This window comes from Armatimonadota bacterium, assembly GCA_031081585.1.
Lineage (GTDB): Bacteria > Sysuimicrobiota > Sysuimicrobiia > Sysuimicrobiales > Humicultoraceae > Geohabitans > Geohabitans tengchongensis.
This window is the reverse complement of record JAVHLY010000019.1, coordinates 32,247-58,164: the sequence shown is the minus strand read 5'-3', so window position 1 is coordinate 58,164 and position 25,918 is coordinate 32,247. Positions and strand designations below refer to the sequence as shown.

General features: G+C 72.1%; 19 protein-coding genes, 1 tRNA gene and 2 rRNA genes. 16 read left to right on the top strand and 6 right to left on the bottom strand.

Annotation, left to right across the window (positions count from 1 at the left end; all coding sequences use genetic code 11):
- Positions 1-276 precede the first annotated feature (276 nt).
- The 4 genes from RB146_09065 (at position 277) to rrf (ending at position 8,671) form a co-directional block, all read left to right on the top strand.
- A complete protein-coding gene (locus RB146_09065; GenBank protein MDQ7829128.1) occupies positions 277-2,127 on the top strand; it encodes a tetratricopeptide repeat protein in 1,851 nt (616 codons plus the stop codon).
- Positions 2,124-3,302: a hypothetical protein gene (locus tag RB146_09060; protein ID MDQ7829127.1), complete on the top strand. Its 1,179-nt coding sequence runs from the start codon at positions 2,124-2,126 to the stop codon at positions 3,300-3,302. Before RB146_09065 ends, RB146_09060 begins: the two co-directional genes overlap by 4 nt.
- Before the next feature lie 511 nt (positions 3,303-3,813).
- A 23S ribosomal RNA gene (locus tag RB146_09055) occupies positions 3,814-8,342 on the top strand.
- 212 nt (positions 8,343-8,554) lie between these two features.
- Positions 8,555-8,671, top strand: a 5S ribosomal RNA gene (rrf, locus tag RB146_09050).
- 140 nt (positions 8,672-8,811) lie between these two features.
- Here the strand turns inward: rrf and RB146_09045 are convergent.
- Entirely contained in the window at positions 8,812-9,006 is a 195-nt protein-coding gene (locus RB146_09045; protein MDQ7829126.1) for a dodecin family protein, read from the bottom strand.
- A gap of 111 nt (positions 9,007-9,117) precedes the next feature.
- Here RB146_09045 and RB146_09040 point away from each other — a divergent pair, with 111 nt between their 5' ends.
- On the top strand, positions 9,118-10,296 hold the full coding sequence (locus tag RB146_09040; protein MDQ7829125.1) for an FAD/NAD(P)-binding oxidoreductase: 1,179 nt from the start codon (positions 9,118-9,120) through the stop codon (positions 10,294-10,296).
- 109 nt (positions 10,297-10,405) lie between these two features.
- Here RB146_09040 and RB146_09035 read toward each other — a convergent pair whose 3' ends face one another.
- The 3 genes from RB146_09035 to RB146_09025 all read right to left on the bottom strand — a co-directional run bounded on the left by RB146_09035 (position 10,406) and on the right by RB146_09025 (position 13,957).
- Complete coding sequence (locus RB146_09035) at positions 10,406-11,302, bottom strand: ABC transporter permease (protein ID MDQ7829124.1); 897 nt, start codon at positions 11,300-11,302, stop codon at positions 10,406-10,408.
- Complete coding sequence (locus RB146_09030) at positions 11,295-12,302, bottom strand: ABC transporter permease (protein ID MDQ7829123.1); 1,008 nt, start codon at positions 12,300-12,302, stop codon at positions 11,295-11,297. The genes RB146_09035 and RB146_09030 overlap by 8 nt, the downstream gene beginning before the upstream one ends.
- An 83-nt stretch (positions 12,303-12,385) precedes the next feature.
- Complete coding sequence (locus RB146_09025; GenBank protein ID MDQ7829122.1) at positions 12,386-13,957, bottom strand: ABC transporter substrate-binding protein; 1,572 nt, start codon at positions 13,955-13,957, stop codon at positions 12,386-12,388.
- 238 nt (positions 13,958-14,195) lie between these two features.
- Here RB146_09025 and RB146_09020 point away from each other — a divergent pair, with 238 nt between their 5' ends.
- The 11 genes from RB146_09020 to RB146_08970 all read left to right on the top strand — a co-directional run bounded on the left by RB146_09020 (position 14,196) and on the right by RB146_08970 (position 24,602).
- Positions 14,196-15,272 (top strand): type IV pilus twitching motility protein PilT, encoded by a 1,077-nt coding sequence (locus RB146_09020; GenBank protein MDQ7829121.1) that lies wholly within the window; start codon positions 14,196-14,198, stop codon positions 15,270-15,272.
- Between the two features lie 103 nt (positions 15,273-15,375).
- Positions 15,376-15,582, top strand: a complete 207-nt coding sequence (gene rpoZ / locus RB146_09015) for a DNA-directed RNA polymerase subunit omega (protein MDQ7829120.1) — start codon at positions 15,376-15,378, stop codon at positions 15,580-15,582.
- A gap of 257 nt (positions 15,583-15,839) precedes the next feature.
- Positions 15,840-16,319, top strand: a complete 480-nt coding sequence (locus RB146_09010; protein MDQ7829119.1) for a BsuPI-related putative proteinase inhibitor — start codon at positions 15,840-15,842, stop codon at positions 16,317-16,319.
- A gap of 58 nt (positions 16,320-16,377) precedes the next feature.
- Positions 16,378-16,454, top strand: a tRNA-Met gene (locus RB146_09005).
- Between the two features lie 84 nt (positions 16,455-16,538).
- Positions 16,539-17,579, top strand: a complete 1,041-nt coding sequence (gene tilS / locus RB146_09000) for a tRNA lysidine(34) synthetase TilS (protein MDQ7829118.1) — start codon at positions 16,539-16,541, stop codon at positions 17,577-17,579.
- 42 nt (positions 17,580-17,621) lie between these two features.
- On the top strand, positions 17,622-19,529 hold the full coding sequence (gene ftsH / locus RB146_08995) for an ATP-dependent zinc metalloprotease FtsH (GenBank protein MDQ7829117.1): 1,908 nt from the start codon (positions 17,622-17,624) through the stop codon (positions 19,527-19,529).
- A gap of 5 nt (positions 19,530-19,534) precedes the next feature.
- On the top strand, positions 19,535-20,236 hold the full coding sequence (locus RB146_08990; GenBank protein MDQ7829116.1) for an isochorismatase family cysteine hydrolase: 702 nt from the start codon (positions 19,535-19,537) through the stop codon (positions 20,234-20,236).
- Between the two features lie 108 nt (positions 20,237-20,344).
- On the top strand, positions 20,345-20,791 hold the full coding sequence (locus RB146_08985; protein ID MDQ7829115.1) for a hypothetical protein: 447 nt from the start codon (positions 20,345-20,347) through the stop codon (positions 20,789-20,791).
- Between the two features lie 28 nt (positions 20,792-20,819).
- Positions 20,820-22,343 (top strand): histidine ammonia-lyase, encoded by a 1,524-nt coding sequence (hutH, locus tag RB146_08980; GenBank protein MDQ7829114.1) that lies wholly within the window; start codon positions 20,820-20,822, stop codon positions 22,341-22,343.
- Between the two features lie 75 nt (positions 22,344-22,418).
- Complete coding sequence (gene hutU / locus RB146_08975; GenBank protein MDQ7829113.1) at positions 22,419-24,077, top strand: urocanate hydratase; 1,659 nt, start codon at positions 22,419-22,421, stop codon at positions 24,075-24,077.
- Positions 24,078-24,209: 132 nt separating this feature from the next.
- Positions 24,210-24,602: an ASCH domain-containing protein gene (locus RB146_08970; GenBank protein ID MDQ7829112.1), complete on the top strand. Its 393-nt coding sequence runs from the start codon at positions 24,210-24,212 to the stop codon at positions 24,600-24,602.
- Here RB146_08970 and RB146_08965 read toward each other — a convergent pair.
- Entirely contained in the window at positions 24,584-25,249 is a 666-nt protein-coding gene (locus tag RB146_08965; GenBank protein ID MDQ7829111.1) for a PrsW family glutamic-type intramembrane protease, read from the bottom strand. The genes RB146_08970 and RB146_08965 overlap by 19 nt on opposite strands.
- A 9-nt stretch (positions 25,250-25,258) precedes the next feature.
- Positions 25,259-25,828 (bottom strand): RNA 2'-phosphotransferase, encoded by a 570-nt coding sequence (locus RB146_08960; protein ID MDQ7829110.1) that lies wholly within the window; start codon positions 25,826-25,828, stop codon positions 25,259-25,261.
- Positions 25,829-25,918 lie beyond the last annotated feature (90 nt).

The window sequence follows — 25,918 nt, the reverse complement described above, 5'->3', positions numbered from 1 at the left end:
GCATAACCTGCACTTTCAGCCCCGAGGCCGCAATGTGCAGTGTGTCGTCGCGGGACCTTGGGTTGACGTAGGACAACAGATTCCAGCCCCCTCCTGCCCCCCGTGCCCGGCGACCTGCCGGCCAGCCTGGGGCGGACCGTCGAGGGCCCCACCGGTCCTCCCGGCCCACACCCGGCTCCCGCTCCCGGCCTAGCCCCGTGCCGCTCTGGGCACATCCCCCGGTGACTGGTCTCATCCGTCGTTGTCTTCGAGCCGGGGTGCCGGCTCCAACCCATGGTGAGCGCATCGACCGGACAGGCAACCGCTCTCACCGACCTCCTCGACCGCGCCTGGGCGCTCGGAGCGGATCACGAGCCGCGGGCGGCCGAAGCCCTCTCCCTCTACCGGGACCTGAGCGCCCTGCTGGAGTCCGGCGAACCGCCGGATGCGGCAGAGGGGCAAGCGCCGCGGTCGTCCCCCGTCGACGACGTCCGGCGGGCCGCCATTGCCGCCCTGCGCTGGCAGGCGCTCCTGGTGCGCGCGCGCTCCGTCCGGCGGCTGTTCGGGGCGGAAGCGGGAGGGGATGCGGGGGCGGACCTGGAGGACGGGGTCGTCCTGCTCGATGCCGCCCTGGCCCTCCACCGTCCCGACGACGCGGATCGCCCCGAAACCCTCTACCTGAAGGACTTCCTGACGCTCACCGCCAGCCTGGCTGCGGCCGATCCCCGGCCGGTGCGCGGGAGTGGTGCCGCCAAGGTGGTCCTTACCGGCGCCTCGGCCATCGGGGCGGTCCCAGGGGAACCTCTGGCGGCACCATCCGGCGCTGCCGACGACGGGGATGGGGCACCGGACGGACTCTCCCGGGACCAGGGGCGAAGCGGCCGGGCTCCGGAGGGCGCTGCGCTCCGGCCCGCGGCCGATCAGGCCACGGCCCTGCAGGCCACGCCCGGGCAGGGCCCGGACGCATCGACCGTCGCGGTGGACGGCGCGGGGCGCCGTGCTGCGGCGCGACGGACCGGCCAGCCGCAGCCTGAGGGTGGCCGTCCGGGTCCCGCTCGCAGGAAGCGGGTCCCGGTGACCGCGGTGGCCGTGGTCGGCGGGTGCCTGGCCGGGCTTGCCGCGGGCCTGCTGCTCGCGCCGTACCTGCTGGGGTGGTTTCGCGCGCCGTCGCCCACGACCCACAGCGAGGTGTCCGCTCCGACACCCCCTGCGTCCCTGGCTCCCCCCCCGCAGCCGCTGGCCACCGCTCCTGTGACGGCCCGTCCTGCCCCGCCGTCCGAGGTGGCCGCGACGGCGGTGACCACGCCATCGCCCGCGGTGAGCCCGCGCGCGTCGGCGCCGGGCGGAGTCCCGGGGAGCCGACCCACCCCCCGGGCGCAGCCGCAGCCCCGCCCACGATCCTCCCCGCGCCCCGCCCTTACCCCGCGTGCGGCATCCCCGAGGACCCTGCAGGTCCAGCCGGCCCCGGGGCCCCTCGTCACGCTCGTGGTCCGGTCCGACCCTCCGGGCGCGGAGGTCTTCGTCGCCGGCGTGCGCCAGGGGCGCACCCCGCTGGCCATCCAGCGACCTGTGGGGCGCCCGGTCAGCCTCACGGTGCGGATGGGCGACGCGGTGTGGCACCGGACGATCCGGCTCACGGGCGAGGCGGTGCAGGTGATCGCGGTGCGCCTGCCCGGGGTCCGTCCATCCCCATCGCCCCGTCCGGCCGCCAGACCGCCCGGGAGCGCAGGGGCGAGCGCCCGTACACCTGAAACCGGATCGTCCGACACCGCTCCACGCGCGAGACCTGCGCCCTCACCGGCGGCGGAGCGTTCCCGGGAGGGTGCTCCGGCGTCCAGGGCCACGGCCGCACCCGCCTCGTCGTCCCCGACCGGCCGATTCGACCAGCTCATGCGGCAGGGACTGAGCCTGTACCGGGCCGGGTGGTACGGTCCCGCCCTGGCGCGCTTCCGCCAGGCCACCCAGGTCCAGCCGCACTCCCCGCGCGCCTGGCTGTGGTTGGGCCGTGCCGCCTTCCGGGCGGGACGGCCCGCCGAGGCGCGCCAGGCGCTCGAGCGTGTCCTCAGCCTGGCACCCGGGAGCGTCTACGCCCGGGAAGCCGAGGGCGTCCTGCGGTGGATGCGTGGCCGGGCAGACGGGACCCCGTGAGGACCCAGCGTTCACCTGCCCCCGACGAGGTCCTGGTCCGCCTCGACAGCCTGTACCACTTGGTGACGGCGTACGGCGCCCTCCTGACGGCCCTCGAGCTGCAGCGGCCACTCTCTGCGGCGACGGCGTGGCTGGAAGAGGAGGACCTGGGCGGAGCCAGGCCCGCGGACCTGGTTCGGGAGCTGGCGTCCCGGGGCGGGACCGCCCTGGCGCAGGCGCTGGTCGAGGCGGGAACGGCGGCTGCGCTGCGCCACGACCGTCCCACGCGGGAGGCCCTGGAGCGCCTGCAAGCCCATGCCGGTCGGGTGGCGCGGTTCAACGCCGCGGCACTGCTCAGCAGCCTCACGGTGCGGGAAGCGACGGGGCTGGCCACTGCGATCGAACGCGAGGCGCTGCAGCGGGAGGTCCAGGCCTTCGTGCGGGCGGTGGAGCACCTCACTGCCTCTGTCCGTTCTGAGGCCCGGCCCTCGGCCCCGGCGACCTCGCCGCCCCGGCGGACCCGCGACGTGCCGGCCCGTCCGCCCCGTGACCTGCCTGCGCGCGCAGCGACCGCGGAGAGCTCCGCCGACCCGGATCTGCCGGCCCACGCGCCGGACGGGGAGGGAGGCGCTGCAGCGAGGGGATCCGACATCGCCTCCGCACCGGAGGCGGGGAGAGCGGCCACCCCGGTCCACCGTCTCCCGGCACTCCCGTTCCCCGAAGCGTGCGAGCGCCTCCGGGACCTGGTGGAGGTCTTTCAGGACGTCCTCCAGGGGCTGGCCGGCGAGCGCCAGGGCGACGCCGCCGCCTCCCCACTGGTACGCAGTGGGCGGATCCCGGCCGACCGGTACGCTGCGCTGGCTGAGGAGCTGGCGCGCGGCGGGGGCGGCCTGATCCTGGACGAGCTGCTGGCACTGGAGGAGGGCGGGGCCCCGGCCGAGCAGCTCGATCCGATCCGTCGTCGGCTCATCGACGGGGTGGTGACCACGGTCCCCCGGGTGCTCTCCCGCCTGTCCACCATGCCGCACGATGCAGGGCGCGAGGAGCGCGCCTGGCTCCTGCACGACCTCACCACGTTCGTGGCGCGCCTCGCCGACCTCTGCGCCGAAGGCTCGCTCCTGCGCCAGCGCTTCCGGGAGATGACCCTGGCGCTGCGGGGCCGGCTCGACCGGTCGATCCTCCGCCAGGGCCTGTAGTCCCCCGCCCCGCCGCCGTCGGAGATGGCGGGTCCCTCCCGGCCTGGGCGACGTGCTGGCCCCCGTGGTGGCCCTGCCGCTGTTGAGGCGCTGCGGCCTGAGGCGACCGAGCCGGCCTGAGGTGACCGGGCCGTTGACATCCCCCTTGCCGGGGCTATAATGGGCGGTGCAGTACGAAGGAGGGGTTGGGTGTACCAGAGCGGCTAAAACCGCATACGGTGCATCGGATGACCGTCCGAGGGGATGAGGTCATCCCCTCTTTTTGTGCCTGTACTGCGGGTCGGCCCCGGCGGCCGGCTCAACCGGGCGACGAGCCCGGGTCCGGACCTGGCGCTCCTGCCACGGCGGCAGGGTCGCGGGGCAGGGCCCTGGACCTCGCGGGTCTGGATGGCGTACCTTGACAACTGCATAGGGAAGACACCTGTAGCAGCAGGCCAGACCTGCCGCGCCGGGCGAGGTGTACCGGCGCGACCGATGTTACAGGCTCTGTACAGCTGCTCCTAAGGCGGGTGTTCAAGCTACTAAGGGCGCACGGTGGATGCCCTGGCGCCAGGGGCCGATGAAGGACGCTGCCGGCGGCGAAAGGACCGGGGAGGTGCCTAGCAACCTTCGATCCGGTCGTCTCCGAATGGGGCAACCCCCGGCGGGTCATACCGCCGGATCCCGCGCTGAATCCATAGGTGCGGGAGGGCCAGTCGGGGAACTGAAACATCTCAGTACCCGGAGGAAGAGAAATCAACCGAGATTCCCGGAGTAGTGGCGAGCGAAACGGGAACAGCCCAAACCCGCGGCGCGTGAGAGCTCGCAGGCGTTGCGCCGCGGGGGTTGGAGGGCGTCACCGGGCCGGGCTGCGAACCGGCCGGGAAGTGACCAATCCCCGCTCTAGCCGAACTGTCCTGGAACGGCAGGCCGTAGACGGTGAGGAGCCCGGTAGGCGAAAGGGCGGGGACTTCCTGGGTGACGTTCCTGAGTACCGCGGGACACGTGGAACCCCGCGGGAAGCTGGGGGGACCACCCTCCAAGGCTAAATACCCCTGGCGACCGATAGCGCACGAGTACCGTGAGGGAACGGTGAAAAGAACCCCGGGAGGGGAGTGAAATAGAACCTGAAACCGTGTGCCTACAGACAGTCGGAGGGCTATGCCGATCCCTTCAGGGATCGGAATGCCTGACGGCGTGCCTATTGAAGAATGAGCCGGCGAGTTGCACCGTGTGGCGAGCTTAAGCGAGCGAATCGCGGAGGCGGAGGGAAACCGAGTCTGAACAGGGCGCCGCTCCCGGAGGGGAGGCACGGCTTCGGCCGTGCAGTCGCACGGTGCAGACCCGAAACCGGGTGAGCTACCCATGGCCAGGGTGAAGCGCGGTTAGCCCCGCGTGGAGGCCCGAACCCACTGGTGTTGAAAAACCAGGGGATGAGCTGTGGGTAGGGGTGAAATGCCAATCGAACCCGGAGATAGCTGGTTCTCCCCGAAATGCATTGAGGTGCAGCCCCGGTGCCAAGCCTCCGGGTGGTAGAGCACTGGATGGGCTAGGGCGGGAGGACCCGTACCGAACCCAACCAAACTCCGAATGCCCGGACGGCGTTCGTCGGGAGTGAGACGGTGGGGGATAAGCTCCATCGTCGAGAGGGGAACAACCCAGACCGCCAGCTAAGGTCCCCAAATCGTGGCTAAGTGGGAAAGGAAGTGGCCTCGCTCAGACAGCCAGGAGGTTGGCTTAGAAGCAGCCATCCTTGAAAGAGTGCGTAATAGCTCACTGGTCGAGCGATGCTGCGCCGAAGATTCAACGGGGCTCAAGCCACGTACCGAAGCTGCGGGTCTCGCGTCCGCTGGGACGCGGGGCGGTAGGGGAGCGTTCCGGTGTAGGTTGAAGGCGGACCGGGAGGACCGCTGGACGACCCGGAAGTGCGAATGCCGGCATGAGTAGCGAAAAGGCAGGTGAGAATCCTGCCCGCCGTAAGGCCAAGGGTTCTTACGGAAGGTTCGTCCGCGTAAGGTTAGGCGGGACCTAAGGCGAGGCCGACAGGCGTAGCCGATGGACAGCCGGTCGACATTCCGGCCCCGCTCGTCAGCCGTCATGAGCCAAGGGGGGACGCAGGAGGGTAGGCCTACCGGGGGCTGGTCGTCCCGGGCCAAGCGGGTAGGCGGAGGCCCCAGGCAAATCCGGGGCCTCATCCAACGCCGAGACGCGAGCGCGAGCTGGGTTGCATGCCCGGCGAAGTGGCTCAGCCCACACTGCCAAGAAAAGCCTCGTGGCCAGGCTGGCGGGCGCCCGTACCGCAAACCGACACAGGTGGCCAGGCACTCAACGTGCCAAGGCGCGCGAGAGAACCCTCGTCAAGGAACTCGGCAAAATGACCCCGTAACTTCGGGACAAGGGGTGCCTCGGTAGGGTGAGGTGCGTCACGCACCGAGCCCGAGGAGGTCGCAGAGAATAGGCTCAGCCGACTGTTTAACAAAAACACAGGTCTCTGCGAAGCCGTAAGGCGACGTATAGGGGCTGACGCCTGCCCAGTGCCGGAAGGTTAAGGGGACGGGTTAGTCCGGGTTCGCCCGGGCGAAGCCCTGAACCAAAGCCCCGGTGAACGGCGGCGGTAACTATAACCGTCCTAAGGTAGCGAAATTCCTTGTCGGGTAAGTCGCCACTTGCCCCATGCGAGAGAGATCTCGCATGCCACACCGGCTCATATCGGTGGAGCCCTCGGGGGGGGTTGCAAAATCTGCAAGTCCTGCCGAGGGGAATACCGAGGGAAGCTGCGGCCTCGGCCGCTAGCCCCGTAACGACTTCGGGGAAGAGGACCCCCGGGGTGGCGTCTCTGGCCGGACGGCCAAATCTGCAGGCGCCACAAGACGCCGGTATCTCGCCTGGAGCCAGCTGGTGGATCTGCACGCCTACCTGTCCGGCTATGCTGACGGAGAAGGGTGCTTCTGCATCACGTTCAATCGCAGCACGCGCCATGTCTTCGGCTGGGATATCCGGCCGAGTTTCTCTGTCAGCCAGAACCGGGACCGCGCCGAGATCCTTGAGGTGTTCCTCCGGACATTCGGGTGGGTCGATTCGGCCCGACCGATCGGATCGAACGCTCAAGTATGAGGTGCGGAGTGTCGCGGACTTGGTGGCGCGTGTCATCCCGCACTTCCGGCGATACCCGCTGCTTTCAGGCAAGCGGAGAGACTTCGCGGTCTTCGCTGAAGTGTGCGAGAGGATGTACCGTCGCGAGCACCTGACGGTGGTTGGATTTCAGCGCATCGTCAGGCTGGCCGGACAGATCAACCAGACTGGCAAGAAAAGGTATCCCAGGATCGAGATAAAGGTATAGTCTACGCCCCTGGTAACAGGGAATCGCGTGAAGTTCCGACCTGCACGAATGGCGTAACGAGCTGAGCGCTGTCTCGACGAGGGACTCGGCGAAGTTGTGAAGCCCGTGAAGACACGGGCCACCCGCGGCTGGACGGAAAGACCCCGTGGAGCTTTACTGCAGCTTGTCATTGGATGTGGTCTTACCGTGTAGAGGATAGGTGGGAGGCGGAGAAGCCGGGGCGCCAGCCTCGGTGGAGCCACCCTTGGAATACCACCCTCGGCAAGGTTACGTCCTAACCTGGGCCCTCAGCGGGTCTGGGGACAGTGGCAGGTGGGCAGTTTGACTGGGGCGGTCGCCTCCTAAACGGTAACGGAGGCGCCCAAAGGTCCCCTCAGCACGGTTGGAAACCGTGCGGCGAGTGCAAGGGCATAAGGGGGCTTGACTGCGAGGCCTACAAGCCGAGCAGGGGCGAAAGCCGGGCCTAGTGATCCTACGGCGGCAAGTGGAAGCGCCGTGGCTTAACGGATAAAAGCTACCCCGGGGATAACAGGCTAATAGGGCCCAAGAGTCCACATCGACGGCCCTGTTTGGCACCTCGATGTCGGCTCATCTCATCCTGGGGCTGTAGTAGGTCCCAAGGGTTGGGCTGTTCGCCCATTAAAGAGGTACGTGAGCTGGGTTCAGAACGTCGTGAGACAGTAACCTGGACCGTTGCTGTCTATAAATCTGGCTATATGCTGGAAAGCCTGGGGGATCCCACGCTACCCATCCTGCAAACCCGTTGAGGATGTGCCGATAGGTAGGGATGGGTGACAATGCGATGGGTGCAGGTAACCAGCAGGGAAGGCCAGATGAGGGGATCAGCCACTACATCGCAGGTTTTGTCGACGGGGAAGGTTCGTTCCACGTGGCGGTGCAACGTCATCCCACCACCCGGTGGCGATGGCAGATCGTGCCCGAGTTCCGGGTTTCCCAGAACGACGGTAATCAGCACGTGCTGGAGTTGATCCAGAGCGTGTTGGGCTGCGGGCACATCAAGCGGAACCACGGGAAGAGCCTGCGAGACAGAACCTGGGTGTTGGTGGTAAGACATCGCTCCGACCTGATCGGGAAGGTGATCCCGTTCTTCGAGCGGTATCGCCTGCACACGACGAAGCGTCATGATTTCGAGCGGTTCGCGGCTGTCGTCCGGGCTGTGGCGGTGGGGCAACATCGTCACCCCGCAGGACTCCGCGAGTTGCTGCGCGTGGCCTTCGCGATGAATCAGGGTGGAGCTCGGCGACGGCTGTCGCTGGAGACGGTCCTTGCTCATCTGGAACCCTCAGAGACTGTACGCCAGACACCTCGCACGAGGTGAAGATACAGTCCGAGCTTTCAGGCGACTGAAAGAGGCAGGCAGAAATGACCTGCCCCCTCCCCTTCCAGGAGGAGTAACAACACTGTCGGTCCCTATCCACCGCGGGCGCAGGAGACTTGAGGGGAGCTGCTCCTAGTACGAGAGGACCGGAGTGGACGGACCTCTGGTGTACCGGTTGTCCTGCCAAGGGCACGCGCCGGGTAGCCATGTCCGGACGGGATAAGCGCTGAAAGCATCTAAGCGCGAAGCCCACCCCAAGACGAGGTCTCCCACCGGGTCAACCGGGTAAGCCCCCTGGGAGATGACCAGGTTGATAGGCCGGGGGTGTAAGCGCTGAGAGGCGTTGAGCCTACCGGTACTAATCGGGCGAGGGCTTGAGCCCGTCTTAGGGGCGGCTGTACAGAGCCTGCCAGGTGCTGTCCCGGGATCGCCGGGGCTGTGATCGGAACGCCGAGTGCGTGAGTCCGCCCCGCGATCTTGGGTAGGTGTGTCCCGTCGTTGGGTGTCGCGTGCGCCTAAGCCCCCGCCGGACCTGCCGCGACACCCGACGCGGGGCCGCTTCCCTATGCCGATGTCAGGGACACCGGTCGCATTCCCGGTGGCGATGCCGGAGGGGCCACACCCGTTCCCATTCCGAACACGGTCGTTAAGCCCTCCAGGGCCGATGGTACTGCGGTGGCAACGCCGTGGGAGAGTAGGTCGCTGCCGGGAGTCACCGTCGCGGGAGGCTTGGGCCTCCCGCGACGTGTTTTCCGCCCGACGGGCCAGCAAGGGTGGCCGACGGCCGGCCGGACGTGACGGGAGCTGGCCCCCCTCAGCCATCTCCGTGGCTCACTCCGGCGCCGGAGCCCTCAGCGGGTCTCGTAGCCCACCGCCACCCGCACCTGGAACTCCCCGACCTCCCCATCCGTCACCACGCCCCGGATCTCGCGCACCTCGAACCACTTGGCCGTCCGCGCCCCCGCGGCCCGCACGGCCACGCGGACCGCCTCCTGAATGCTCTGCGACGAGGATCCCACCACCTCCACCATCTGCCACGGCGCCATCGCCCACCTCCCTCCGGGCGCCCTCCGCCCGCAACGAGCTTTCCCTTAGAATGACATCGACACGGCCGGGGTGGTACGGAGAGCCCGGTCACGGGACGGAGGGGACGGACGGTGCCGGCACGGGTGGTCGTCATCGGCGGAGGCTTCGGGGGCCTGAGCGTCGCCTACGCCCTGCGCGAAACCGCGGGCGATGCGGCCGAGCTGCTCGTGGTGGATGCCTCGCGGACCTTCCTCATGGGCCTGCGCAAGCTGTGGCTGGTGGACGGGCGCAGCACCCGCGGGGCGGGAGAGCGCGACCGGACGCGCCTGGCGGCCAGGGGCGTGCCGTTCCGGCAGGGGCGGGTGGAGGGGATCGATCCGGACGCGCGTCGGGTGCGCGTCGACGGGGAGGACCTGCGCTACGACTTCCTCGTCCTGGCCTCCGGCGCCCAGCCGCGTCCCGACCTCGTGCCCGGGATGGCGGCGGGTCGGCCGGACCTCTTCAACCTGTACGACGCCGCCGACGCGGAACGGCTGGGCGCGCGGCTGCGTGATCTCGGCGAGGGCCGGGTCGTCGTGGCCATCGCCGGCCTCCCCTACAAGTGCCCGCCCGCCCCCTACGAAGCGGCCTTTCTCATCGACGACCTGCTGCGCCGCACCGGCCGGCGCCAGCGGGTGGAGCTGGAGGTCCTCTCGCCGCAGCCCTCCTCGCTGCCCTCCGCCGGGCCGCAGGCGTGCGAGGCGGTGGAGGGGGAACTGGTGGCCCGCGGGATCCGCTTTCGCCCCCGTACGGTGGTCGAGGCGGTGGAGGACGGGCGGCTGGTGCTGAGCGGCGGTGAGCGCGTGGCCGCCGACGTCGTGGCGGTGGTGCCGCCCCACCGGCCGGCGCCGACGGTAGCCGCCAGCGGTCTCGCCGGCGAGGGCGGCTGGGTGCACGTCGACCCGGCCACCCTGGCGACGACGGACGAGCGGGTCTTCGCGGTGGGCGACGTGGTGGCGCTGCAGACGGGCGCGGGGCTGCCCTTCCCCAAGGCGGGCATCTTCGCGGAGCGTCAGGGGGCCGTCGTGGGACGGAACCTCGCCGCTCTGCTGGCCGGCCGGTCCCCGTCGGAGACCTTCGACGGGTACGGCTACTGCTTCATCGAGGTGGGGGGAGGGCTGGCCACGCGGGTCGAGGGGAACTTCTTCACCGCGCCACCCCAGGTGCGCGTGGGGGAACCCCGCCCGGAGCACCTCCAGGAGAAGGTCGCCTTCGAGCGCGAGCGCCTGGCGCGGTGGTTCCCGGACGCCGCAGGGGCGCCGGGGGCCTGAGCGCGGCCGCTACGGCCGTAGACCGGACCGACGAAGACCCCCAGGTCGGCCGCCGCGAGACCCCCAGGGCTGCCCTGGCCGCACCCGCGTGCAGGTGGCGGGCATGCGCCTACCCGCGCCCGGTGCGCAGCCGGGGGTCCAGGACGTCGCGGATCCCGTCCCCCAGCAGGTTGAAGCCCAGCACGACCAGCGAGATGGCCAGGCCCGGGAAGGTGGCCAGCCACCACTGTCCGGGGACGTAGTTGCGCCCCTCCGAGATCATCAAGCCCCACTCGGGGGTGGGCGGCTGGGCGCCGAAGCCGATGAAGCCCAGCCCGGCGGCGGTGAGGATGATCCCGCCCATGTCCAGGCTCACCTGGATGATCACCGGGCTGACCACGCCGGGCAGCACGTGGCGGGTGAGGATGCGCCAGGCGCTGGCGCCCAGCGCGCGCGCCGCCTCGATGTAGACCTCCTCGCGGATGGCCAGGGCCATGGAGCGGGCCAGGCGGGCGTAGATGGGCCACCCGGCCAGCGAGATGGCGAGGATGACGTTCTCCAGCGAGGGGCGCAGCGCGGCGGCGATGGCCATGGCCAGGATGAGCCGGGGGAACGCCATGAACATGTCGGTGAGTCGCATCAGCAGGTCGTCGGTGCGTCCGCGGAAGTAGCCGGAGAGCACGCCCACGGGCAGCCCGATGGCGGTGGCCACCACCGCGGTGAGGATGGCGATGCGCAGCGTGATCCGCGCGCCGTGGAGGACGCGGCTGAGGACGTCGCGGCCGAGCTGGTCGGTGCCGAAGGGGTGGGCGCGGCTCGGGGGCTGTAGGCGCGCGGTCATCTCGGTGCGCAGCGGGTCGGAGGGGGCGAGCACGGGGGCCAGGAGCGCGGTGAGGACGAGGGCGGCGATGAGCCCGAGCCCCGCCAGGGAGAGCGGATTGCGCAGCGTGCGCCAGGCCAGCCGCCAGGTGCGCGAGGTGCTCATCGCCGCGGCCGCCCGCGCGACGGCCGCCCCGGCCTCACTCATAGCGGATCCGTGGGTTGAGCAGCGCGTAGGTCAGGTCGACGACCAGGTTCGCCAGGGAGAAGACGAGCGCAATGAGGATGGTGAAGCCCATGATGGCGGCGAAGTCCTGGGAGAGGATGGCGCTGGTGGCGTAGCGGCCCAGCCCCGGCCAGGCGAAGACGGTCTCGGTGAGGACCGCCCCCTCCAGGAGGCTGCCGTAGTAGACGCCGATCACGGTGACGATGGGCAGCAGGGCGTTGCGCAGGGCGTGGCGCACGATCACGGTGCGGCGGGCCAGCCCCTTGGCGTGGGCCGTCTTGATGTACTCCTGCCCGAGCACCTCGAGCATGCTCGCCCGGGTGATGCGGGCGATCCCGACCAGGGCGTGGGAGCCCAGCACCAGCGCGGGCAGGACGAGGTGGCCCATGGCGTTGCGGAAGGTGGCCAGGTCGCCGGCCAGCAGGGCGTCCACCGTGACCAGCCCGGTGACCCGCGGCGGCCGCGCCAGGTAGACGTCGAGCTGGCCGGGCCCGGGCAGCCACCCCAGCGCGTAGTAGAAGAGCAGCAGGGCGATGATGCCGAGCCAGAAGACCGGCATGGAGAGCCCGACCAGCGAGGCCACGCGCACCGCATGGTCGAGCCAGCTCCCCCGGGTGACCGCGGAGAGGATGCCGACGGCGAGCCCGGCTGTGGTGCCCACCAGGATGGCCGCCGTGGCCAGCTCGATGGTGGCCGGGAAGAACTCCCGCAGGTCCACCAGCACGGGGCGGTGGGTGGCCAGCGACTCCCCCAGGTCGCCGCGGACCAGGCGCCCCACGTAGCGCACGAACTGCTCGTGCAGGGGGCGGTCGAAGCCCCAGCGGTGGCGGAGCGCCTCGATCACGTCGTCGGGCGCCTGCGGCCCCAGGATGGCGGCCACGGGGTCGCCGGGGATGACGTGGGAGAGGACGAAGGTGATGACGAGGACGCCGGCGATGGCCACGGTGGCCAGCGCCAGGCGGCGGGCCAGGTAGGCGGTCACGGGTCGCGGCGCTCCGGTCGACGCACAGACCCGAGGAGGTGGAGGGCGGGCGGCCGCGGCGGGGTCGGCCGCCCGCGGGCCGCCTACTCCTTGTAGGCGTCGAAGAGCTCGGTCATGGCGAAGAGCGGCGACGGCTCGAAGTTCTTCACGTTGCTGCGCAGGGCCATCTGGTTGAGCGGGTAGCCCAGGATCACGTAGGGGCCCTCCTCCAGGACCACCTTCTGGATCTGTTCGTAGAGCGCCTTGCGCTTGGCGGGGTCGAGCTCGGCCACGGCCTGCTGCACCAGCCGCTTCACCGGGTGGTCCCAGCGGTTGCGCCAGGCCAGGACGCGGGCGTCGAAGTCGGCGAAGGCCTTGGCCAGGTTGTCCGGGTCGGGGTAGTCGGCGCCCCAACGGGCGATGACCATCTGGTGGCGCTGGCCGCGGTAGATCCCCAGGAGGTCGGCGCTGCGCAGCACCCGCACCTCCGCCTGGACGTTCACGGCGGCCAGGTCCTCCTTGATCTTCGCGGCGACGTCCGGCAGCGGCGGATCCGTCCCCACCAGCAGCTCCGTGCGGAACCCGCCCTCCAGGCCGGCCTCGCGCAGCAGCGCCCGGGCGCGGGCGGGGTCGCGCCGGTAGGGGCGGTCGGCCAGGTGGCCGAACATGCGCGTGGGCACGATGGTCTGCCCCATGTCGGTGGCGCCCTCGAAGATGCCGCGGATGGCGTCGTAGTCGATGGCCCACTTCAGGGCGGTGCGCACCGGCACGCGGGTGAAGGGCTCGGTCTGGGCGTTCATGGCCAGGTAGCGCACCTGGAAGGCCGGCGTGCTGCGCACGACGATGCCCCGGGCGCGCTCCAGCTCGCGGAACTGCCGCGGCAGCAGGTCGGTGGCGACGTCGATGTCGCCGCGCTGGAGCGCCAACAGCTGGGCGGTGGGCTCGGGCATCCCCAGGTAGATGAAGCGCCGCAGCCGCGGCGTCCCCCGCCAGTGCCCTGAGACCGCCTCCAGCTCGATCCGCACGTTGCGGCGCCAGGAGTGCAGCCGGTAGGGGCCGGAGCCGGCGGAGTTCTCCGTGAGCCACTTGTTGGCCATCGGGTCGTCGGCGGTGGCGTTGCGCTGCACCAGCGCCGGGTCGACCACCCCCGTGACCGGGTTGCTCAGCACCGAGGCCATGAGGACGTCCGGCATCGTCTGGTTGAAGGTCACCCGCACGGTGTCGGGGCTCACCGCCACGACGTCCTCGGGGCGGGCGATGAAGTCGGTGATGATGAAGGAGGGCGCCATCTTCAGTCGGTGGGCCCGCCGGATGGAGAACTCCACGGCCCGCGCGTCCACGGGGGCGCCGCTGTGGAAGCGGACGCCCGGCCGCAGGCGGAAGGTGTAGGTCTTGCCGCCGTCGCTGACCGTCCAGGAGCGGGCCAGGCTGGGCACGGCCCGGGTGAGGTCGCGGTTGAAGTCCACCAGCGTGTCGTAGATCTGGTCCACGACCCACACCGACGTGAACTCGAAGGCCTGGGCGGGATCCAGGCTCACGGCGTCGTCGATGTTGGCGCCGACGACCAGCACGGTGTTGGGGATCTGGCCGCGGCCGGGCACCGGCGTGCCCAGCATCAGGCTCCCCGCGACCAGGAGGGCCAGGAGGAGACTTCCCACCAGGTTCCGACGGAGCATGAGCGTCCACCTCACCGTGGAGGAGATGGGTGCGATACTCCCCCGTTTCGCCCGGCAATCCGCGCGCACCTGCCGCGCGGCACCCGCCCCGACCGGTCTAGCGCGCCGCCGGGGTGGGCATAGAGACGGTGAACCGGCACGGCAAGGCCAGAGGCTGCATGCGCTTCCCCCCCGGCGCCTCTGGCCTTTTTCATGGGAGGGCCCTTCAGCGGCCGGACGTCATTCCGTGGGAGGATCCATGGACATCCACACCCTGCTGCGGCTGGTCATCGAGCGCCAGGCCTCGGACCTGCACCTCAAGGTGAAGACCCGACCCATGCTGCGCATCAACGGCGCACTGGTCCCGGCGGAGGAGTACCCGCCCTTCGAGGTGGGGGAGCTCCAGGCGCTCATCGAGAGCATGCTCACCCCCGAGCAGCGGGACGCCTTCCGTGAGGAGCGGGAGCTGGACTTCGCCTACAGCGTGCCCGGGCTCTCCCGCTTCCGGGTGAACATCTTCATCCAGCGCGGCGCGCCCGGCGCGGCCATCCGGGTCATCCCCATGAAGGTGCCCACCCTGGAGGAACTGGGGCTGCCCGAGGTACTGCGCCGCTTCGCCGAGCTGCCCCGCGGGCTGGTGCTGGTCACCGGGCCGACGGGGAGCGGCAAGTCCACTACGCTGGCGGCGCTGATCAACCACATCAACCACACCCGCACGGCCCACATCGTCACCATCGAGGACCCCATCGAGTACCTCCACCACGACGTGAAGAGCGTGATCAACCAGCGGGAGGTGGGCTCCGACACCCACTCCTTCGGCCACGCCCTGCGCCGGGTGCTGCGCCAGGACCCCGACGTCATCCTCATCGGCGAGATGCGCGACCTGGAGACCATCGCCACCGCCATCACCGCCGCCGAGACGGGGCACCTGGTCTTCGCCACCCTGCACACCCAGAGCGCCAGCCAGGCGGTGGAGCGCATCGTGGACGTCTTCCCGCCCCACCAGCAGACCCAGGTGCGCATGCAGCTCTCCCTCTCGCTGGAGGGGGTGGTCTCCCAGACGCTCCTGCCGCGGCTGGACGGCCGGGGGCGGGTGGCCGCCTGCGAGGTGCTCGTCATGACCCCGGCGGTCCGCAACCTGATCCGGGAGGGGAAGACCTTCCAGCTGCCGTCCGCCATCCAGTCGGGGGCGCGGGAGGGGATGCAGAGCCTCAACCAGGCGCTGCGGCAGCTGGTCGAGCGCCGCCTGGTCTCCCTGGAGGAGGCCCGGGCGCGGGCCAGCAACCTGCAGGAGTTCGACCAGCTGATGGGCCGCCGCTCCGTCGGGGTGGCCTGAGCCGCGCCGGGGCGTTGACAGGGGCATGACCCCCTGCTATAAACACCGGGCCGGACACGGCAGCCGTCCGGACGTCCCCCAGTGCGCTTGAGGTGTCCAGGTCGTGATCAAGCCGCCGCTCGAGGCTCTGCTCGATCGCGTCGAGAACAAGTACGCGCTGGTCATCGTGGCCGCCAAGCGCGCCCGCCAGCTGAAGGAGGGCGCGCTGCCCCTCGTCGACGTGGACAGCAGCAACCCGGTGACGGTGGCGCTGGAGGAGATCGCCGCCGGGAAGATCCGCTACGAGGCCCCCCGCGCCGGCATCAAGTAGGCGCGCCGGTCTCACGCAGGGTCGTCGCGCCGCCTGCAGGCCCCCTGGGCCCACCGGTGGGCTCCCGCTGGGGCTCCACCTGCAGGGCCCGCGCTGGGGCTCCACCCGCTGGGCCCACCCGCCGGGCCCAGGCGCTCGGGAGCGGGAGTGAGGGAACCGCCCGCCGGCGGGGCCCGTAGACCGTGGGGGAGGGCCCTCCACGGCGCCTGGAGGCGCCCGCCCCGGTGCGGCCCGACCGCCGCGCCCGGAGGTGTGCTATGTGGCCGGTCATCGCCATGATCGTCCTGGGGCTCGTCGCGGCCGCATCGGGGCCGCCGCCGGAGCGGCCGTCGGTGCAGCGCACCGTGGGACCGCTCGTGCTGGAGCTGACGCTCGACAAAACCACCTACCTGGCGGGGGAGCCGGTCGAGGCGCGCGTCGTCCTGCGGAACGCGGGGGCGACGCCGGTGACCGTGCACTTCCCCTCGGGACAGCGCTTCGACCTGGTGGTGCGCCGCCGGGGAGCGCTGGTCTGGCGGTGGTCGCACGACAAGGCCTTCATCCAGGTGGTGCAGGACGTCACCCTAGACGCGGGGCGGGCGCTCGCCTTCAGCGCCTCCTGGCCCCAGGTCGACCTGCAGGGGCGGCGGGTGGAGCCCGGGACCTATGAGGCGGTGGGCGTCCTGACCGGGCGGCTGCCCGACGGTCCGGGGCGCGAGGTGGAGACCCCGGCCCTCACCTTCCAGATCCGCGGCTGAGCGGGTCCCCGTCCGCTGCATCTCCCCGGGCGATCCCCTATAATGGGATGGAGCGCGTGGCGGCGTAGCTCAGGTGGTCAGAGCACGCGGCTCATACCCGCGGTGTCGGGAGTTCGAGTCTCCCCGCCGCCACCACCGGCCCCGACGGCCGTTTTTCCTTTTATGGCCCGTGCGACGCCGATCACCGAGGGTCGGTGGCGGCGCGGGCAGGGCGGGGCGATGACCGGGCGAGGGCTGTCCCGCATCGTGGAGCGCATTCGAGCCGCCCACCTCTTCGCGGCGGGCGACGCCGTGCTGGTGGGCGTCTCCGGCGGGGGAGACTCGGTGGCCCTGCTGGTGGCCCTGCGCGCGCTGGCACCGGCGATGGGCCTGCGCCTGATTGTGGGGCACGTCGACCACGGGCTGCGGCCGGAGGCAGCCGACGACGCCCGCTTCGTGCGCGACCTGAGCGCGCAGTGGGGGCTGCCCTGCGTCGAGGAGCGCGTGACGGTGGTTGCGGGCGCGGGCCGGTCACCCGAGGCGGCGGCGCGGGCCGCCCGCTACGCCGCCCTCGAGCGGCTGGCCCTGGCCCAGGGATGTGGGAAGGTGGCGGTGGGCCACACCGCCGACGACCAGGCCGAGACGCTCCTCCTGCGGCTGCTGGGCGGCGGTCGGCTGGCCGGGATGCGGGCGACCCGGCCGCTCGGCCGGGTGGAGCTGGTGCGGCCGCTGCTCGGGGTGTGGCGCCGGGAGGCGCGCGACGTGCTCCGCGAGCAGGGCGTGGGGTGGCGCGAGGACCCCACCAACGTCGACCGGCGCTTTCTGCGCAACCGCATCCGTCATGACTTGCTGCCCCTGCTGGAGGGGCATATCCCGGGCGTCCGCTGGCGGCTGCGCGACGCGGCGGAGTGGCTGGCGGAGGAGGACGCCCTGCTGGACCGGCTGGCGCGGGAGGCGGAGGCGCGCGTCCTGCGCCTGGGAGCGGGCGTGGTGGCGCTGCGCCGTGCCGCCCTGCAGGCGGAGCCGCCCGCCCTGCAGCGGCGCCTGGTGCGCCGGGCGGTGCGCCGGGCGGGCGGGAACACCCGCCGGCTGCGCGGCGTTCACATCAGCGGGGTCCTGCGTCTGGCGCAGGAGGGACGGGAGGGCCGGCAGGTGAACCTCCCCGGTGTGGTGGCCGCCGTGGTGGGTGGCGAGATCCACCTGCGCCGTCCGGAGCCGCCGGAGGGCGGCACCACGGTCGCGGCGGGGCAGGGCGTCGCCGTGGGGGACCGCGACGGGTAAGAGGAGAGGGGATCGGCCCTCGTCCGCTGGAGGAGCAGGGTGCTGAACCGCTATCTCCGCAACATGATCGTCTGGGCCGTGATCATCGCGGTCGTCGTCTACTTCTTCCTGCCCCTCTACCGCCAGCGCACGCCCCGGCAGGAGCTCCCCTACAGCGTCTTCCTCACGCGCGTCGAGCAGGGGCAGATCCAGGAAGTGACCATCAGCGATGAGCGCATCACCGGGCGGCTGCGCGACGGCGAGGAGTTCATCACCTACGGCCCCGTGGGCGAGGAGACGCTGGCCAAGCTCAGCGCCAAGCACGTGGCCATCAAGTACGAGCCGAAGTCGCGCTCCGTCTTCTGGCCGAACATCCTCTCCACGCTGCTGCCCATCTTCCTCCTGGTGGGGCTGTGGATGCTCATGCTCCGCCAGGCCCAGAGCGGCAGCAACCAGGCCATGTCCTTCGGGAAGAGCCGGGCCCGGCTCCACACCGACAACAAGCCGCGGGTGACCTTCGAGGACGTGGCCGGGGTGGACGAGGCCAAGGAGGAGCTCCAGGAGATCATCGAGTTCCTCAAGCACCCCAAGAAGTTCCAGGCCCTGGGCGCGAAGATCCCGCGCGGCGTCCTGCTCATCGGCCCGCCGGGCAGCGGCAAGACGCTGCTGGCCAAGGCGGTGGCCGGGGAGGCGGGGGTGCCGTTCTTCTCCATCTCGGGCTCGGAGTTCGTGGAGATGTTCGTGGGGGTGGGGGCCAGTCGTGTGCGGGACCTCTTCGACCAGGCGAAGAAGTCGGCCCCGTGCCTGGTCTTCATCGACGAGATCGACGCCGTCGGCCGACAGCGCGGCGCGGGACTGGGCGGCGGGCACGACGAGCGCGAGCAGACCCTCAACCAGCTGCTGGTGGAGATGGACGGCTTCGACCCCAACGCCGGCATCATCGTCATCGCCGCCACCAACCGCCCCGACATCCTCGACCCGGCCCTGCTGCGCCCCGGCCGCTTTGACCGCCGCGTGGTGGTGGACAACCCCGACACCAAGGGGCGGCGGGCCATCCTGGAGGTGCACGCCCGCGGCAAGCCCATCGCCGAGGACGTCAACCTGGACCTGCTGGCCAAGCGCACGCCCGGCTTCAGCGGAGCCGACCTGGCCAACATGATGAACGAGGCGGCGCTCCTGGCGGCGCGGCGCAACAAGAAGCGGATCACCATGGCCGAGATGGAGGAGGCCATCGAGCGGGTCATCGCCGGCCCGCAGCGGAAGAGCCGCATCCTCAGCCCCAAGGAGCGGGAGATCGCCGCCTACCACGAGGGCGGGCACGCCCTGCTGGCCAAGCTGCTGCCGTCCGCGGACCCGCCGCACAAGGTGACGATCCTCCCCCGCGGGATGGCGCTCGGCTACGTCATCTCAGCCCCGCCCGAGGACAAGTACAACTACACCCGCGGCGAGATCCTGGACCGCATCACCGTGGCCCTGGGCGGGCGGGTGGCCGAGGAGCTGGTCTTCGGCGAGGTCACTACCGGGGCGCAGAACGACTTCGAGCAGGCCACCGAGCTGGCCCGCAAGATGGTCACCGAGTTCGGGATGAGCGAGAAGCTGGGGCCGCTGTCGCTGGGCAAGCGCCACGGACCGGTCTTCCTCGGGCGGGACCTGGTGGAGAGCCGCAACTACTCCGAGGAGATCGCCTACGAGATCGACAAGGAGATCCGCCGCATCATCGACGAGTGCTACGAGCGGGCGCGGGCGACCCTGATGGAGCACCGCGACCAGCTCGAGCGGCTCGCCCGGACCCTGCTGGAGCGGGAGAGCCTGGAAGCCGAGGAGCTGGAGCGGGTGCTGGCGGGCCTGCCCCTGGAGCCGCCCGGGCCCGCGCCGGCCCCGCCGGCCCCCGCCGCGGAGGCGCCCGCGGAGGCCAAGGCGCGGCCCGAGCCGGGGCTGCCGCGCCTGCGGCCCAAGCCCGAGACCTCGTAGCCGCCATGGCCGCGCCGGAAGCCCGCGCGGGGTCCGTCACGCTGGAGGCGCCCGGGCAGGCGCCGGGGGTCGCGGTGGCGGAGCCCGCCCCGGCGACGGTGGAGGTTCCCGCCTACCAGCTGGAGCCGGAGGTCCGGGTCGACCCCGCGCGCACGGCCCTCATCGTCGTCGACATGCAGAACGACTTCGTGAAGCCGGGCGGCGCCCTGGTCGTGCCAACGGCGGAGGCGACCATCCCGGCCATCCAGCGGCTCCTCGGCTTCGCCCGGGAGCACAGGATGCGCGTCTTCTTCACCCAGGACACCCACCGAGAGGGGGACCCCGAGTTCCCCATCTGGGGGCGGCACGTCCTCCACGGCACCTGGGGGTGGCAGATCGTGGACGAGCTCCGCCCCCGGCCCGAGGAGCGCGTCATCGAGAAGCTGCGCTATGACGGCTTCTTCGGCACGCCGCTCGACCACGAGCTGCGCCTGGCCGGCCAGGAGGCGGTGATCGTCTGCGGCACGGTGGCCAACATCTGCGTCCTGCACACCGCCGGGAGCGCCGCCCTGCACGGCTACCGCGTCATCCTGCCGGTGGACGCCATCTCGGCGCTGGTGCCGTTCGACCTGCACGCCGCTATCCGCCAGGTCGCCTTCCTGTACCGCGGCACCATCACGACGAGCGAGGCCATCCGCGCCGCCCCGGACGCGCGCCGCGCCGGGTGACGGGCGGCGCGCGACGACCCCGGGCATCGCCGCGCCGGCACGATGCGGCCGAGGGGAGGTGGAGCAGTGGTCCGTGACCGCGCCGGGCGACTGCAGCGCAGGACGGGCTTGAGCCTGGGGCCCATCGTGGCCTTCCTGGCGGTGGCGCTCGTCGCCGGGGCGGGGCTCTTCACCTGGGACTACCTGTGGCGCCAGCAGCAGGAGGCCGCCCGCCGCCCCGCCCCGCCCGAGGTCATCGCCCGCAACCTGGTGGAGAACATCATCGGCCGCAACACCGTCAAGGCCTCCCAGGTGGACGCCGCCACCGGCGTGGCCGCGGTGACCTTCGAGTCGGCCACCTTCAAGCCCGAGCCGGCGCAGTCGAAGCAGAACTCCCGCGAGTTCCTCACCGCCGAGGCCGAACTGGCCAGCCAGGCGATCCTGGCGCAGCTGGAGCAGGTGCGCCGCGTGAACCTCACCATCGTCGACCCCAAGAGCGGCGCCACTCTGGCCACGGCCACGGCCGTACGTGACCGTCCGGTCCAGATGACCTACGTCGACCCGCGCCTCCGCTAGCCGCCCGGGCATGGCCGAGGAGCCCGGCGTGGCCGTGGGAGCGGTCCTCACCCCGGAGGACGTGGGACGCGTCGCCTACGGCCGGGTACCGGTGCGCCTGGCCCCGGGCGCGCGCGAACGGGTACGGCGGGCCCGGGCGCTGGTCGAGGACCTGGTGGCCGGGGGCGCCGCCGTCTACGGCATCACCACCGGTGTGGGGGCGCTCGCCGGACGGCGTATCTCGCCCGAGCAGAGTGCCGCCCTCCAGGCCAACATCGTGCGCAGCCACGCCGCCGGGGTGGGCCCACCGCTGGCGCCGCCCGAGGTGCGGGCGATGCTCCTGCTGCGGGCCCACACGCTGGCCCTGGGCCACTCCGGCATCCGCCCCGAGACGCTCGACCTGATGGTGGCCATGCTCAACCACGACCTCCTGCCGGTGATCCCCTCCCAGGGGTCGGTGGGGGCGAGCGGCGACCTGGCCCCGCTGGCCCACCTGGCCCTGGCGCTCATGGGGGAAGGGTGGGTGGTGCAGGAGGGCCACCGGCGCCCCGCGGCGGAGGCGCTGCGCGCCGCCGGGCTGACGCCGCGGCGGCTCGACGCCAAGGAGGGCGTGGCCCTCATCAACGGGACCCAGATGATGACGGCCGTCGGGACGCTGGCCCTGCTGGCCGCCGAGCGGTTGGCCCGCACGGCGGACGTCGTGGGGGCGATGACGGCGGAAGCCCTGCTGGCCCTGCCGGCGCCCTTCGACGCCGACCTCCACCGCCTGCGCCCGCAACCCGGGCAGGTGCGCAGCGCGGCCAACCTGCGCCGGCTCCTGGCCGGCAGCCGGCTGGCGCGCCCCGCCGAGCGCATCCAGGACGCCTATGCCCTGCGCTGCATGCCCCAGGTCCACGGCGCCGCCCGCGACGGCATCGCCTTCGCCCGCACGGCGCTGGAGGTGGAGATCAACGCCGTCACCGACAACCCGGTCCTCCTGCCCGACAGCGGCCGCGTGGTCTCGGGCGGCAACTTCCATGGGCAGCCGGTGGCCCTGGCCCTGGACGTGCTGGCCGTGGCGGCGGCCGCTCTGGGGACCATCAGCGAGCGGCGCGTGGAGCGGCTGGTCAACCCGCACCTGAGCGGGCTGCCGCCCTTCCTCGCCCCGGCTGGCGGATTGCACTCGGGGCTGATGCTGGCCCAGTACACCGCCGCGGCGCTCGTGGCCGAGAACAAGGTGCTCGCCCACCCCGCCAGCGTCGACACCATCCCCACCTCGGCGAACCAGGAGGACCACGTCAGCATGGGGGCCATCGCCGCCCGCAAAGCGGCGCAGGTGGTGGAGCACGTGGGCCGGGTGCTGGCCATCGAGGCGGTGTGCGCCGCGCAGGCGCTGGAGCTGCGCCTGGCCGGGGAGGCGGGGCCTGACGCGGCCGCGCCGGCGGTGCGGGCGGCCTGGCAGCGGCTGCGCGCGGCCGTCCCCCCCTTGCGGGAGGACCGCGTCCTGGCCGAGGACCTGGAGGCCGCCTACGCCCTGGTGCGCGAGGGGGCGCTCGTGGCCGCCGCCGAGGGCGTCGTGGGCGAGCTGCCGTGAGGCGCGGGATGCTGGCGCGTCCTGGGCGAGTTGGTGTGAGGCGCGGGATGCTGGCGCGCCGGGAGGGGACGGACCATGGCTGAGCCGCGTGTCGTGCGGGCGCCGCGGGGGCCGGTGCGCTCCTGTCGCGGGTGGGGGCAGGAGGCGGCGCTGCGCCTCCTCATGAACACCCTCGACCCCGAGGTGGCCGAGCGCCCCGCCGACCTGATCGTCTACGGCGGGACGGGCAAGGCGGCGCGGAGCTGGGAGGCCTTCGACGCCCTGGTCCGCACCCTGCGCGGGCTGGCCGACGACGAGACCCTGCTCGTCCAGTCGGGCAAGCCGGTGGCGGTCTTCCGCACCCACGAGTGGGCGCCCCGGGTGCTGATCGTGAACGCCATGCTCGTCCCGGCCTGGGCCACCTGGGAGGAGTTCTGGCGCCTCGAGGCCATGGGGTTGACCATGTACGGCCAGATGACCGCGGGGTCGTGGATCTACATCGGCACCCAGGGGATCCTGCAGGGCACCTACGAGACGTTTGCCGCGGTGGCCCGGCGCCACTTCGGCGGGACGCTGCGCGGCCGCGCGGTGCTCACGGCGGGGCTGGGCGGGATGGGCGGGGCCCAGCCGCTGGCCATCACGATGAACGAGGGGGTGGCCCTGGTCGTGGAGGTGGACCCGGCGCGCATCCACCGCCGCCGCCAGGCCGGGTGGGTGGACCGGGCCACGGACGACCTGGACGAGGCGCTGCGGTGGGTGGAAGAGGCGCGACGGACCGGCCACCCGCTCTCGGTGGCCCTGCTGGGCAATGCCGCCGACGTGCACCCCGAGCTGCTGCGGCGCGACGCCGCCTTCGACGTCGTCACCGACCAGACCTCAGCCCACGACCCGCTCGGCGGCTACATCCCCTCAGGGGTGACGGCGGAGGAGGCGGCGGTGCTGCGCCGGCAGGACCCGGAGCGCTACGTGCGCATGGCGCGGGAGTCGATCGTCCGCCACTGCGAGGCCATGGTCACCTGGCAGCGGCGCGGGGCGGTGGTCTTCGACTACGGCAACAACCTGCGCGGGCAGGCGCGCGAGGCCGGCTACGGGGAGGCCTTCGCCTACCCGGGGTTCGTGCAGGCCTACATCCGCCCGCTGTTCGCCCGGGGGCGCGGGCCCTTCCGCTGGGTGGCCCTCTCCGGCAACCCGCAGGACATCGCCGTCACCGACGCGGCGGTGCTGCGCCTCTTCCCCGAGGACGAGGCGCTGGCCCGCTGGCTGCGCCTGGCCCGGGAGCGCGTCCCCTTCCAGGGGCTGCCGGCGCGCATCTGCTGGCTCGGCTACGGGGAGCGGGCCCAGGCCGGGCTGGCCTTCAACGAGCTGGTGCGGACCGGCCGGGTGGAGGCGCCCATCGCCATCGGGCGGGACCACCTGGACGCCGGGTCGGTGGCCTCGCCCACCCGCGAGACCGAGGGGATGCGGGACGGCTCCGACGCCATCGCCGACTGGCCCATCCTCAACGCGCTGCTGAACGCCTGCGCCGGCGCCACCTGGGTGGCGGTGCACCACGGCGGCGGGGTGGGCATCGGGTACTCCATCCACGCCGGGCAGGTGGTGGTGGCCGACGGAACGGCGCTGGGGGCGCAGAAGCTGGAACGGGTCCTCACCACCGACCCCGGTAGCGGCGTGGTCCGCCACGCCGACGCGGGCTACCCCGAGGCGGTGGACGCGGCCAGGCGCGGCGGCATCGTCATGCCCATGCTGGCGGGCTGACCGGTCCCGTCGGGCCGGCCGGGGCGCGCGCCGCCTCGGCTCTGGCGCCTGCCCCGTGCGCCTCTTTACGCCGATTCCCCGGGATGCCATGCTAGGAGGCGGTTTTCACCCCCAGTTCGAGGCACAGGACCGGTGTACGCCCTCAACTTCTACTCGTCGGTGTTCGGCGAGATGCTGCGCCAGGGGCGCAAGACGGCCACCATCCGCCTGGGCGACAAGCGCGACAAGTACCGCGACGGGCAGGTCGTCTGGCTGACGGTGGGCCGGCGCTTCGGGACGCGGCGCAAGGTCGGGGTGGCCATCATCGACCGGGTGGAGGTGAAGCGGCTGGCCGAGGTGACGCCGCGGGAGATCGAGCGCGACAACCCGGAGCTCCGCCGCCACGAGGACCTGATGGACTTCCTGGCCACGATCTACGGCCGGCCGGTCGGGCTGGACGACCTCGTCACCGTGATCCACTTCTCGCGCATCGTCGAGGGGGACGGTCCCCACCCGCCCACCTCCCATCACCCGCCCGGCCCGTAGGCCTGCGCCCGCCGCGTCACCACCAGCGCCCGCCACCACAACCCCATGACCACCGGGACGACGCTCAGCGCCACCAGCGTGCGCGTGAAGAGGACCCCGTCGTAGACGGCGTGGGCCAGGGCGCTCGTGCCCAGCCCCAGGGCGAGCAGCCGCGTGGCGCGGCGGGGGTGGCGGTGCGCCAGACCGATGTAGAACCCCATGAGCGCGCCGAAGCAGGCGTGGCCCGGGACGGCGAGCAGCGCCCGCAAGACCCCCACCGCCACTCCGCCCCGCAGCACGTAGGCCAGGTTCTCCAGCGTGGCGAAGCCGAGCGAGGCCGCCACGGCATAGACGATCCCGTCGAGCGGCTCGTCGAAGGCCGGGTGGCGGTACACCGCCAGGAGGACCACCGCGAACTTCGCCGCCTCCTCGACGGTGCCGACCAGCAGGGCGGCCCCGGCCCCGTGCGGCAGGTAGGGCCCGGCCGGGTCGAGCCCGAGGAGTCGGAAGAGGGCAACTTCGACGAGTCCCGCCGCCACGGCGGAGACGGCGCCCAGCAGGAAGACCCGGCGGACGAGCCCGCGCGGCTCCGGGTGGAGGTGGTCGCGGGCCAGGAAGTACCACAGCCAGAAGATCCCCGGAGCGACGGCCAGGACGACCAGGCCCACCGGGGCGCCTCAGGCCTCGACCGCCTGCACGCGGGCGGGGAGCAGGACGAAGTCGGGCGGGACGCCCGGAGTGAGGTAGAGGTGCTCGGACGCCTGGAAGAACGCCACGCCGCGGTCGTGGGCCCGCCGCGCCAGGACGGGGACGACCAGGCCGGCCTCGCCGTGGCGTTCCAGGGCCCGCGCCGCCTCGAGCCAGGTGTCGACCAGGTGGACGAAGCGCCGCTCGCGCGGTCGCAGCCCCGCCGCCTGCACCTCGTCCGCCTGGCGGGCGGGGAGCGCCGCATAGAGCCACTCCGGCGGCCGCACCGCCGGGCCGGGGTGCTGAAGGGGGACGGTGTGGCCGTGGCGGGCGCGGATGCGGCCGGCGCGCACCTCGAAGCGGCGCGGGTCGTGGTGGACCACGGCCAGCACGTCGGCCTCGGTCACCCCCTCCCACCCGCCGTGCCGGCGCAGCGCCGCCACCAGGGCGTCCAGGGGCACGCTCCCCTCCTCGTCGAGGGTCAGGCCGACCTCGTCGGGACGGTGGCGCAGGATCAGGGACAGGAAGCGGCTGAGCCGGAGACGACGTTCAGGCTGCATCTGGCGCCATGGCCCTTCGCCCGCGCACGGGCGCCTCCCTCCTCCCCGGCGCCCGCAGGAGCTGCGGGCACCCGGGCCCGGGCAGGCGCG

Bases quoted from the DNA above. Each gene is read 5' to 3' on its own strand.
- RB146_09025 (MDQ7829122.1), bottom strand. From the start codon at position 13,957: ATGCTCCGTCGGAACCTGGTGGGAAGTCTCCTCCTGGCCCTCCTGGTC.
- RB146_09010 (MDQ7829119.1), top strand. From the start codon at position 15,840: ATGTGGCCGGTCATCGCCATGATCGTCCTGGGGCTCGTCGCGGCCGCA.
- RB146_09045 (MDQ7829126.1), bottom strand. From the start codon at position 9,006: ATGGCGCCGTGGCAGATGGTGGAGGTGGTGGGATCCTCGTCGCAGAGC.
- RB146_09020 (MDQ7829121.1), top strand. From the start codon at position 14,196: ATGGACATCCACACCCTGCTGCGGCTGGTCATCGAGCGCCAGGCCTCG.
- tilS (MDQ7829118.1), top strand. From the start codon at position 16,539: ATGACCGGGCGAGGGCTGTCCCGCATCGTGGAGCGCATTCGAGCCGCC.
- RB146_08960 (MDQ7829110.1), bottom strand. From the start codon at position 25,828: ATGCAGCCTGAACGTCGTCTCCGGCTCAGCCGCTTCCTGTCCCTGATC.
- hutU (MDQ7829113.1), top strand. From the start codon at position 22,419: ATGGCTGAGCCGCGTGTCGTGCGGGCGCCGCGGGGGCCGGTGCGCTCC.
- RB146_09035 (MDQ7829124.1), bottom strand. From the start codon at position 11,302: ATGAGTGAGGCCGGGGCGGCCGTCGCGCGGGCGGCCGCGGCGATGAGC.
- RB146_08990 (MDQ7829116.1), top strand. From the start codon at position 19,535: ATGGCCGCGCCGGAAGCCCGCGCGGGGTCCGTCACGCTGGAGGCGCCC.